General features: G+C 68.2%; 10 protein-coding genes. 3 read left to right on the plus strand and 7 right to left on the minus strand.

Annotation, left to right across the window (positions count from 1 at the left end):
- Nucleotides 1-47: 47 nt before the first annotated feature.
- On the plus strand, nucleotides 48-743 hold the full coding sequence (locus tag ACFWFP_RS01310) for an alpha/beta hydrolase (RefSeq protein ID WP_379292538.1): 696 nt from the start codon (nucleotides 48-50) through the stop codon (nucleotides 741-743).
- An 18-nt stretch (nucleotides 744-761) separates the two neighbouring features.
- On the opposite strand, the gene ACFWFP_RS01315 is transcribed toward ACFWFP_RS01310, so the two are convergent.
- Nucleotides 762-1,724 (minus strand): helix-turn-helix transcriptional regulator, encoded by a 963-nt coding sequence (locus ACFWFP_RS01315; protein ID WP_379292539.1) that lies wholly within the window; start codon nucleotides 1,722-1,724, stop codon nucleotides 762-764.
- A gap of 63 nt (nucleotides 1,725-1,787) precedes the next feature.
- Here ACFWFP_RS01315 and ACFWFP_RS01320 point away from each other — a divergent pair, with 63 nt between their 5' ends.
- A complete protein-coding gene (locus ACFWFP_RS01320) occupies nucleotides 1,788-2,945 on the plus strand; it encodes an epoxide hydrolase family protein (protein WP_379292540.1) in 1,158 nt (385 codons plus the stop codon).
- Nucleotide 2,946: 1 nt separating this feature from the next.
- Here the strand turns inward: ACFWFP_RS01320 and ACFWFP_RS01325 are convergent, their stop codons facing one another.
- From ACFWFP_RS01325 to ACFWFP_RS01335, 3 genes are all read right to left on the minus strand, one after another.
- Entirely contained in the window at nucleotides 2,947-3,351 is a 405-nt protein-coding gene (locus ACFWFP_RS01325; protein ID WP_379292541.1) for a hypothetical protein, read from the minus strand.
- A 133-nt stretch (nucleotides 3,352-3,484) separates the two neighbouring features.
- Complete coding sequence (locus ACFWFP_RS01330; protein ID WP_379292542.1) at nucleotides 3,485-5,038, minus strand: AMP-binding protein; 1,554 nt, start codon at nucleotides 5,036-5,038, stop codon at nucleotides 3,485-3,487.
- The gene (locus ACFWFP_RS01335; protein ID WP_379292543.1) at nucleotides 5,032-6,324 is read right to left on the minus strand and encodes a lipase family protein; all 1,293 of its coding nucleotides are present in this window, start codon (nucleotides 6,322-6,324) and stop codon (nucleotides 5,032-5,034) included. Before ACFWFP_RS01335 ends, ACFWFP_RS01330 begins: the two co-directional genes overlap by 7 nt.
- Before the next feature lie 95 nt (nucleotides 6,325-6,419).
- Here ACFWFP_RS01335 and ACFWFP_RS01340 point away from each other — a divergent pair, with 95 nt between their 5' ends.
- Complete coding sequence (locus ACFWFP_RS01340) at nucleotides 6,420-7,097, plus strand: TetR/AcrR family transcriptional regulator (protein WP_379292544.1); 678 nt, start codon at nucleotides 6,420-6,422, stop codon at nucleotides 7,095-7,097.
- 52 nt (nucleotides 7,098-7,149) lie between these two features.
- On the opposite strand, the gene ACFWFP_RS01345 is transcribed toward ACFWFP_RS01340, so the two are convergent.
- From ACFWFP_RS01345 to ACFWFP_RS01355, 3 genes are all read right to left on the minus strand, one after another.
- A complete protein-coding gene (locus ACFWFP_RS01345) occupies nucleotides 7,150-8,841 on the minus strand; it encodes a PQQ-binding-like beta-propeller repeat protein (RefSeq protein ID WP_379292545.1) in 1,692 nt (563 codons plus the stop codon).
- A gap of 82 nt (nucleotides 8,842-8,923) precedes the next feature.
- Entirely contained in the window at nucleotides 8,924-9,832 is a 909-nt protein-coding gene (locus tag ACFWFP_RS01350; protein ID WP_379292546.1) for a dioxygenase, read from the minus strand.
- Nucleotides 9,833-9,918: 86 nt separating this feature from the next.
- Nucleotides 9,919-11,013, minus strand: coding sequence for an ABC transporter substrate-binding protein (locus ACFWFP_RS01355; RefSeq protein WP_379292547.1), 1,095 nt, complete (start codon nucleotides 11,011-11,013; stop codon nucleotides 9,919-9,921).
- Nucleotides 11,014-11,056 lie beyond the last annotated feature (43 nt).

Here is an 11,056-nt window from a genome sequence, read left to right on the forward strand (position 1 = left end):
CGGGCAGATCCGGCCGGCGAGAACCCGACCGAGAGAGAGGCCTCGCAATGGCTGCCAAGCCGACAATCGTTCTGGTCCATGGATTCTGGGGTGGCGCCGCGCACTGGGCGAAGGTGATCGTGGAATTGAACCGACGCGGTTATCCGGGGCAGTACGCGGTCGAGAACCCGCTCACCTCGCTGGCCGACGATGCCGAGCGCACCAGGAAAATGGTGGCCCAGATCGACGGCCCGGTCCTGTTGGTCGGTCACTCCTACGGTGGCGCGGTGATCACCGAAGTCGGCAATCTGCCCACTGTGGCGGGCCTGGTCTACGTCGCGGCCTTCGCGCCCGACGCGGGGGAGAGCCCCGGGGCGATCAGCGAGCAGTTGCCGCCCGCCGCGTTCGCGAACATCGCGCCCGACTCGGATGGATACCTGTGGATCGCGCAGGACAAATTCCACGAAAGCTTCTGTCAGGACCTCACTTCCGAGGAAGCGCTGGTGATGGCCGTGACGCAGAAGGCGCCGCTCGGCTCGACGTTCGGTGACGCCGTGACCGCGCCTGCCTGGAAAGTGAAGCCCACCTGGTACCAGGTGTCCACCGAGGACCGGATGATCCACCCCGACAACGAGCGCCGGATGGCCGCGCGGATGAACCCGCGCAAGACCATCGAACTCGCGGCGAGCCACGCCTCGCTGGCCTCGCAGCCGGGGGCGATCGTGGATCTGATCGACGCGGCCGCGCAGGACCTCGCGGGCTGACCCGGCTTCGTCGCCGCGCTACTGCGGCGCCGCGTGGATCGCGCGGGAGTAGCGGGCGGCGATCTGTTGTAGGTGCTCGGTCAGTTCGGGGCCGTGTTCGATATCGAAATCGGTGTCGAGGGCGCCGAGGAGGAAGGTCAGGCCGCGCGGATTGTCGGCGCCGATCTCGAGGCGGCAGGTGTCGGCGTCGATCGGTTCGACGGTGCCGTAGGTGGCGGCCGAGCGCGCTTGTTCGGAGTCGGCGGGGACATGTAGCCGGACGGTGGCGCGGTAGGGCCAGAGTTGGGCGACACCTTTCGCCACGTGTTGCGCCGCGTTGCCACCGGGGATCTCGCGCGGCGAAAACCGCGGGCCCACCGGAATTCTGGGCTGCATCCTGTCCACGCGGAAGGTGCGCCAGTCGTCACGGTCGAGATCCCAGGCGACGAGGTACCAGCGGGGGCCCCAGGTGACGAGTTCGTGCGGTTCGGTCTCGCGACGGGATTCGCGCTCGCCGCTGCGATAGTCGAATCGCAGGCGTTGGCGGTCGCGGCACGCGGCCGCGATGGCGGACAACACCGCCGGATCGACATCGACGCGAGCCCGGCCGGGAATCTGGACGTTCGAGACCTGCATGGCGTGCACCCGGTGCCGCAATCGCGCGGGCAGCACCTGCTCGAGTTTGACCAGCGCGCTGAGTGCGGTCTCGCCGATGCCGCTCACCCCGCTGATCGACGCCGTGCGCAGGGCGATCGCCATCGCGACGGCTTCCTCGTCGTCGAGCTGCAACGGCGGCAGCTGCGCGCCCGCCTCGAGGTGGTAGCCGCCGTCGATGCCCTTCACCGCGCGGACCGGGTAGTCCAGCGCGCGCAGCTTGTCGACATCGCGGCGTACCGTCCTCGTGCTCACACCCAGGCGCGCGGCGAGCTCGTCGCCGGACCACTCGCGCCGGGTTTGCAGGAGCGAGAGCAGCCGAAGCAGCCGCGCCGAAGTTTCTTTCACGAATTCGACTCTGCCAGTTCTATAGGACAGAAGGTGTCCGCTTGTGGTCATAACGTTGTTCTCATGAGCAACGAGATCACCCCGTTCCACATCGACATCCCGCAGTCCGACCTGGACTACCTGCGGGCCCGGCTGACCGACGCGCGCTGGCCCGCCGAGCAGCCCGGCGCCGAATGGAGCCGCGGGGTGCCGGTCGCGTACCTGCGCGAGCTGGCCGACTACTGGCGCACCTCCTACGACTGGCGCGCGGCCGAGGCGGAACTGAACAGGTTCGCGCAGTTCACCACCGAGATCGACGGCCAGCGCATCCACTTCCTGCACGTACGCTCGGCGAACCCCGATGCCACGCCGCTGATCCTGACCCACGGCTGGCCGGGCTCGGTCGTCGAATTCCTCGATGTGATCGGTCCGCTCACCGACCCCGCGGCCCACGGCGGCGACCCGGCCGACGCCTTCCATCTGGTGATCCCGTCGCTGCCAGGCTTCGGCTTCTCCGGCCCGGTCGCCGAGGAGGGCTGGGATCCGGCTCGGATCGGCAAGGCATGGGTAGAACTGATGAGCAGGCTCGGTTACGAGAGCTACGGCGCGCAGGGCGGTGACTGGGGTGCGTTCGTCACGCCCGAGGTGGGACGCGCGGGCGGCGACAAGGTGATCGGCGTGCACGTCAACGCCGCGACCTTCGGATACATCCCGTTCGGTCCTGTCTCCGACGAGGACAAGGCGACGATGACCGCGTCCGAGCTCGCCCGGCTCGATCGCCTCGCCCTGTTCAAGAGCGAGGGCGACGGCTACTTCCGGATCCAGGCATCGCGCCCGCAGACGGTGGCATACGGCCTGCACGATTCGCCGATCGGCCAGCTCGCGTGGATCGTGGAGAAGTTCAAGGAGTGGACGTTCCCAGCCGCCGGCCTGCCCGAGGACGCCGTGGATCGGGACCGGCTCCTGACCAATGTGATGCTCTACTGGCTCACCGGCACCGCGGGTTCATCGGCCGCGCTGTACTACGAGGCCACCCACGTCCGCTCCTGGGAGACCACGCCGCTGACCACGCCCGTCGGCGTCGCGGTTTTCGCCGAGGACATCGCGATCCGGCGCTACGCCGACGCGGACACCGACATCGTGCACTGGTCGGAGTTCGACCGGGGCGGCCACTTCGCGGCGATGGAAGTGCCGGACCTGCTGGTCGGCGACATCCGCGCGTTCTTCCGCGGACTGCGCTGAGTCAGCGGTCCCACGGCGGCCGCAGTGACGGATCGTCGAAGGCTACGGCCGCCTGCTGGTAGAGCTCACCGATCCGGTGTTTCACCCGCGTGCGGTCGGCCTCGGAGATATCGGCCGAGTCCAGGCGTGCAGCCGCGTTGGCTACCGCGTGGAACACCAGGGTCGGCTTGCCGTCGATGATGTCGGCGACCGGGAACTTGTAGTCGGCCTCGGTCGCCGGGTTGCCGCCGGACTCGCGGTACAGGTAGATGCTCGCCATCTTGAGCGGGTCACCGCCGGCCCATTTCAGCGCGTCGTGTTCGGCCTCGGAACCGTTCCACCGGTGATCGCGCGGCGCCCACGGCAGGTCGAGTTCGGCGGCGTTGTCGGATGCGGGTGGGACTCGATCATCGGAATGCTGAGCCATGGTTCCTCCTCGAGCGCTGGGTGGCCGAGCGACGTCATGGAGCACTGCCGGCCATGATAGCAATGGTGCGACTACCAGCGCTTTCCCGAGAGAACGGGCGGCGCCGACCCCTCGTCGGCGCCGCACTGCCGGTTCAGCCGAGCGCGGCCAGACCGCGGCGGTCGATCTTGCCGGTGGGCGTGCGGGGTAGTTCGTCGACGAACAGCACGTCACGGGGAGCCTTGAAACGGGCGAGGTGGGTTTTCACGTAGTCGCGCACCGTCGCGGCGTCCAGCGCGTCCGCGGGCACCACGAACGCGGCGAGCCGCTGACCGAATTCCGCATCGGGGACACCGATCACGGCCGCTTCGGTGATCGACGGGTGCCGGTAGAGCAGGTCCTCGATCTCGCCGGGGAAGACGTTCTCACCACCGGAGACGATCATGTCGTCATCACGTCCGTCGATGAAAAGCCTGCCACCGGAATCGAAGTGGCCGAGGTCGCCGGTGCTCATCAAACCGCCGCGGAGCTGCTTGGACCCGCCACCGGAGTAGCCGTCGAAGGCGATGGTGTTGCCCACGTAGACGGTGCCGACCGCGCCGGGCGTGGTGACCCGGGTGCCGTCGGCGTCGTAGAGCGCGACGGTGATCCCGGCCGGGGGCTTGCCCACGGTGCCCGGTGCGGCGATCCAGTCCCGCGGGGTGGCGATGGTGGCAGTCCCGGTCTCGGTGCAGCCGTAGAAGTTGTAGATCACCGGGCCGAAGGTGTCGATCGCCCTGGTGCCCAACGACGACGGTAACGCCGCCCCGGCGGTGAACACGATCCGCAGGGAACTGGTGTCGGTGGTGGACAACGACTTCGGGTCCAGATCGAGGATGCGGCGCAGCATGGTCGGCACCAGCACGACCATGTCGGCGCGGTGCTCGGCGATCTGGGCGAGCGCGCGGGCGGCGTCGAACCGGCCGTGCAGCACGATCGTCGACCCCAGATTCAGGGCGAGGATGAACTGGGACAGCGCGGTGCCGTGGAACAGCGGCGCGCACAGCAGTACCGTCTGCTCGCGCCGCAGGGGCACCCGATCCACGAATTGCGCGGCGGCCAAAGGGGATTCGATGCGTCGTGGTGCGCCTTTGGGTGTGCCTGTGGTCCCGCCGGTGAGCAGGACGAAACCGCCCTGTTGTACGGGAGTGCCGATCGGTGGGGCGTTTGAGCGAATCATGTTGTCCAGCAGGACTATCCGTTCGGGGAGATCTTGAGCGATCGCGGACAGGGTCGGGTCGAGCACGAGAGCGCTGACGCCCTCTCGCTTCAGCACGTCACGCAATTGCGCCGCACCGAATCCGGTGTTGAGCAGCACCAGTCGAGCGCCGAGTTTCGCGGCGGCGGCCATGGATTCGACGAGCCGCGCTCCGTCGGGACAGAGCACGCCGACCGTGTCGCCTGCGTCGAGGCCGTCGGCGTGCCAGGTGGCGGCGAGTGCGTCGGTGCGTTGATCGAGCTCGCGGTAACTGATCCGCTCACCGTCGCAGACCAGCGCGATACGGTCGGGTGCGCGTCGTGCCGAGGAACGGATCCCACCGGCGATCGGGCCGAACGCGCGCATGGTGCGCGCGGTGCGCAGGATCTGTGCCGGACGACGTGGATCGATGATCCCGGCCCGTGCCAGGGCGCGGATCTGGCGTAGCGAGGTCGTGGCGGCGCTCAACATACTCGCGGCCCCGGGTCGGCGCCCGCGGCGACCGCGAGCAACCAGGCGACTGTGCCCAGTTCGGGGACGATTTCGGCGCTGATGTGCTCCGAGAACGGCACCCGGATCATCCGCATGTTCGCGCCGCGGGCGCAGTAGCCCGCGGCGATCTCGTCGATCGCCAGTTCGGCGGGCAGCAGTTGGTCGGTGGTCGAATGCCACATCAGCAGCGGCATATCGGGGGTGTTCTCGGGTCGGCCGAAACTCGCGGCGGCCAGAGCGGGTCGCGCGGCGGCCAGTGCGGCCTCCGGGTCGGTCAGGTACTGCGCCATCGGGCGGAGCAGGGTGCTCGCCACGGCGGTGTAGAGACAGCGTTCCCGCAGGTCATCGGCCACCCGGCGGCCTTCCGGAGTCAGGTACTGCTGCAGTTGGTCGTCGAATTCGGGGTATTCGCGGGCCAGACCGAGCACGGCGAGCCAGCCGGTGAAGTTGGCTTGCGGCTGCTGCCCCGAGATCGCGAACGGCGCGATCGCGACCTTGTCGCCGGGGATCCCGCCCTGCGCGCTGCCCCTGATATCGAGCTCGGGAGCGTAGTGGCGGCGTTGCTCGGCGGCCGAAGCGGAAGCGTTGCCGCCTCCGGAATAGCCCCACAAACCGACCGGTGCGGTGTCGAGCCCGAGGCCGCCGCGCTGGGCCGCGCGGATGCCGTCGAGCACCATCCGGCCCTCGCTGGGCGACATGATCGTGTTCTCTTTGCCGTCGAAATCGGTGACCACCACGGCCGCGCCCGCCGCGAGGAACTGGCCCATGATGGCCACCTCCTTCTGGATGCCCGCGCGCAGGGTGTACGACGGATTGCACTGTTGGCCGAGGCTGTCGATCGCCTCCTGATACGAAATCAGCGGGCGCGCACCGGGGCCCAGCCACGGGATGCCCGGCATCAGCACGGTGGTGGCGGTGGCGATCGGGTTGTCGTGCACGTCGGAGCTGCGCAACAGGAGCTGGGTGGTGTGCACCGGAGCCGGGATGCCGAGCACGTGCGTCTGCACCACCCGGCTGCGGATCACGTCGCCGTTGGCGTAGCCCGCGAGATCGGCCGGATCGGCGTACCAAGGGTCGTCCTGCGGTGTGGGGATCGGCACGACCGCCGGATACACCCGCGCCTCGTTCGGCAGTGGCGGCAGGTCGAAATTTTGGGCGCCCGCCGGACCCGCTGCCGTCAGCGCCGTCAGCGCGAGTAGCGGCAGGGCTCGGGTGCCGAGCCGTCGGAGCCGGGGCGAGCGGCGGGTGGCCGTGCTGCGCTGCATGGCATCTCCTTCGATAGGTGATGCTGATTACAGCACGATGGCTTGTTGAGAACAAGAGTCCTTGTTTATATTCGGCGATCTGTAGGCTGAGCTGCGTGACGTCGACCGACAAGAGCCAAGTCCGCTCCCGGCGCATCCAGGGCCTGGACGCCGATCAGCGCCGCGCGCGCAGGCGCGAACAGATCCTGGCCGCCGCCTTCGACCTGATCGCCGCCGACGGTTACGTCAACACCGCGATCGAGCAGATCTGCCAGACCGCCTTCGTCGGCAACAAGGCCTTCTACGAGCTCTTCGACAGCAAAGAAGACTGCTATCTGGCGCTGCTGCAGCAGCAGAGCGAACGCGCGCAGGACAGGGTCGCCGCCGCGCTGGCGGAATCCTCCGGCGCCCGCGACGACGTGGTCGCCGCCGTCATCGGCGCCTTCGCTCATTCGATGGTCGACGACCCCCGCGTGGCGAAGGTGACTTTCGGTGAGGCCAGCGGCATTTCGGCGAAGGTCGAACAGCAGCGCCGCGTCAACCGCCGCTGGGCCGCCCAGTTCCTCGAAACCGTGTGGCGCGAATACGGATTCGTGCCCCCCGGGGGAATCGGCGTCGACCTGCACGCCCTCGCCGTCTCCGCGATCGGCGGCCTGTTCGAAACCGTCGCCGACTGGCTCCACACCGACGCGGGCGCTACCGGCGACATCGACGTCCTGATCACCGATCTCACGGCCTTCATCGAGATCGTGCACCTGGGATTGGCCGCCGCGGGAGCTCGCTCACCGAGCTGAGGTGGTTCTCGCCACCATGAGTGGCGCTGGAGTACCTGCTAGCGAGGCGGCATCAGGGTGCGAATCCGACGATTTGCGGGGTTGATCGGCTGTCGCCGCAGCGGAGGAGGACGACACCAGGGGCCTGGCTCGCACCGAGTAGCGAGCAGGAGCTGAGGGCGTCGTCCGGGGTGTTCTCGGTGAGGTCACTGCGTTTCCATGTGCGTAGGCCTTCAGTCGAAATGACCAGTTCATCCGTGAGCAACAGCGCGTCGAATTTGTAGGACCAATAGGAGGGAAGTCCCACGACCGGGCGTGACCCGGCGGGTGCGCGGGTCTCCGACATGGTGACGGCATCACGGTCGGAACGCGTGACAATCGTGCCGGTGGACGGGTCGGCGGCGATGACCTCGGCGGGTTCGGTGACCGCGGCGGTGCGCAAGTTGTCGGGGGACTCGAAACGCAGGTGACCCGCGGTCTTGTCGTGCCAGTCGATCGAGACGACATCATCGACCACCGACAGCTTCGGTGTGCGATCGGAATCAGGGTTGGGAATTTTCCGCTCGGCGACAGTCGCGCCGGTAGCAAGGTCGAAGGCGGAGATCAGGGTCTGCGTCGTGCCGACCGCCGACATTCGGTAAATCGCGTGCGAAGTGACCGCGATCTTCGAATCCCTGATCCGGCACACGTTTTGGCCGGGGTGCGCCCACATCAGGCGCCCGCTGCGGGCCTCATATCGCGCCAAGGTGCAGTCGGTAACCCTGACCAGGAACGGTGCGGGCTCGTCGCCATACGTTGTACCGGCCGTCGGCCCATGTTCTGGGCGGCCGCGGCTGAATTCCGAGTCGGTCCACAGTCTTTCGCCGGTCGATGCGTCGAACGCGATCCAGCCGAGATTCTCCCAGTAGGTGGCGACGACATTTTCGGCCGGAACGGACACCATGCTGTCAGGGCTGTGCTGGACGCCGCGAGAGGTGACCTTCGGACGAAGGTAATGCCAGCGTGGATTGCCGGTGGCGCCGTCGTAGGCGGTGATGCCTTCCTTCGACCCGACGAAGAATCCGTTCCCGCCGACGACAACGCGACGGGAATCTTTCAGGTTGATCCGGAACTTCTCGGACCCCAGGCGATTCGGGACCGGTGAAACGGCGGTGGCAGCGGCGGTGCGGTGGTCGATGACTCGGTCATCGTCGCCGACACATTGGGCGACACCCGCTGCGGCGGCGCAAGCGAGTACGCCGATCGCGGCCAGGACGGCACCGGATCGCGTGGTCAATGCCCGTCGACTCGGGGGCGCGAGGGTCGTACCGAGGGCCAGAACTGAGCCGGCAATGACCAGGTACCACGCGGCGACTGCCATCGGGAGTCGCGGATATGCCGCATAGTCATCGAATACCTGATCGACGGTGGACAGGATGTCGAGGTTCGCGCAGATAATGACTTCGACGGCCAGAACGACGGACATGATCAGAACGGGTGGGTTCCCGAAGCCCGCGGCCCTCAGCGTCACCGACCACCTCAGGGCGACTGCCAGGAGGAGCAGCGCCGCCGCGCCGAAGGCGATCGAGAACACGCCCAGTGTGTCCGAGAGTGTTTCTTCCGAATCGATGGTGCCTGCGAAGGGATTATCCGCCGCGAAGTACAGGCTGTAGATGGCGACCGTGACGCCACCTGAGAGAACGGCTGCCCCGAGGATCGCCGCAGCGGTAGCCGGACGCGAATAGTCCGGTAGCCGTGGCAGAGATGTAGTGGTGCTGCTGTTCATCGACCCTCCCCAGCGATGGCGCGACGGAGTCGCGTCCTGAGGATAGCGGGTTCACGGCCACCGGCCAGTACACGCTGGCCTTTCAGCGGGGGGCTTGGCCGCCGGGTGGTGGGCCGCCCGGTGCGCCGCTGCCCGCGGGGGGCGAGCCCGGGAAACCGTTGTCGGACTGGATGTTCTGGGATTTGGCTGCTACGCCGATGGTGAGTGCGACGGACATGCCGGTGGCGGGGGTGCCGGTGACGGTGGCCAGTTCGGCGTCCCAGCCGTCGCCGAAGACGCCGTCGGAGGCGAGGGTTACCCCGGACAGGTTGCGGGTGCTGTTCGCGTAGCCGGAGTCGGCGTCGAAGACCGTGGTGCACGCGTCTTGGGGGAGGGCGATCTGGGAGGTGAGGCGGGCGTTGTCGCCTGCGACCGCGGTGCTCAGGGAGTCGTAGACCTCGAAGTGGATGTGTGGCCAGCGACCGGCGTAGCAGGCGGGGAAGATCGAGGTGAACCGGACGGTGCCGGCGTCGTCGGCCACTTGTACGCCGCGCAGGTAGTTCTGTTCGGTGGCGCCCTCGGTGTAGAGGGAGTACCGGCCCTCACGGTCGCAATGCCAGACGTATACCGCCATTCCGGTGCCTGCCGCGTTCTTCACGAGGTCGCGCAGATTCAGCGTGAGCGTCATCGGAACACCCTGGGCGGTGCCGGAATACGAGCCGAAGCTGGTGGTGATATCGGAGCGCACCACGCCGGATTCGATCAGGACATTGGGTCCGTTGGAACCGTCACCCGGGTAGGGTCCCGCCGTCTCCTGCGGTGCCGCGACCGGAGTCTGCGCGGACGTGGAGGTGGTGGTGTCGGCCGAGCTCGTGCTCGTGCCGGAGCTGTCGGTCGAGGCCGCGCACCCCGCCGCCGCTGCCGCGACCCCGGCGACGCCGAGAAAGCTCAGCGCTCGCCGCCGCGACATCACTCGGAGATCGTGCCCCAGTCCCAGATCGTGCTCGTCCATGCCTGCTCCTTCGCTGCCTTGTTGCCGACCACGCTAGGCAGCAGGGCTGCGCTGGAACTGCGAACACGCTGGGAGCTTGCTGGGAGTCAATCGGTGACGTAGCCGTTGAGGCTGTTGCGCAGGTCGGTGAGGACCGCGCGGGCGGCGGTGAGACCTGTTGTGTGCCAGATCTTGTCGTCGACCGCGAAGACCCGCTTGTCGGTCGCGGCGCCCAATTCCTCGAACTGGTCGGAGCGCAGGACCTGTTTGCCGTGTTTCTCGCCGTCCGGGCCGTCGAACATCACGTAGATGACGTCGCCTTCGGCTTTGGTGGCCAGGTCGGCTTCGGTGATGTCGAAGGACGGTCCGCGCTGAGCGGTCGGGCGCTGGACGCCGACATCGGACAGGACCTGGGCGGCGAAGGTTTCGGTGCCCTGGACCTGGGTGGTGTCGGCGGTGAAGCGCAGCACCGAAGCCTGGGACTGGGTGGCGTTCAGTGCGGGGCCGAGGTCGTGGGCCTCGGTGAGGTAGTTCTGCAGTGCGGTGTCGGCGGCGTCGTTGCGGTTCATGCCCGCGGAATAGGCGGCGAAGTCGGACTGCCAGCTGCCGCCCGCGCCGATCAGCACGGTGGGGGCGATCTTGCTCAGCGCCTCGTACCCGCCCGCGGCCGGTGCGACGTCGCCGAGGATCAGATCGGGTTTCAGCTCGGCGATCCGAGCCGGATCGGGCTGACCGATCGGGCCGATGCTGGGTACCTTCACGACGCCGTAACCCAGGTACATCGGCTGCGAGCGGTCGCCGTCGAGGGTCACAGCCCCCGCGACCCGCTCCCACAGACCGACCGCGCAGGCCGCGTCGAGCGCCGAGGTGGTGAGCACGACGATGCGTTGCGGGTCGGCGGGAACCTGCGAGGTCCCGGCGGTGTGGGTGACCGTTCGGGTGCCGCCGGAGCCCGCGTCGGGCGCGCTCGGCAACGGGCACGCGGTCGCGGTGTCGCGATCGGCCCCGACCACGCCCGCACCGGCGATGTTCGTGGTGGTGCGGATGATCGTGCTCGCGTCATCGTGCTTGTTCGCACACCCCGCGGTGAACACGGCGGCGCTCAGCAACGCGGCGGCCACGACGAAGCCGCGCGAGCGGACGCGCCCGCCCTGCTCTGCGGTGCGACGGAATCGGGTGCGGTTTCGGACGCTCGCCAGCATGCGCACGAGGGTACTGCGTAGCCGACGGCGCGAGTGCCGCGGG

It is taken from the genome of Nocardia sp. NPDC060249 (assembly GCF_042728755.1).
Taxonomy (GTDB): Bacteria; Actinomycetota; Actinomycetes; order Mycobacteriales; family Mycobacteriaceae; genus Nocardia.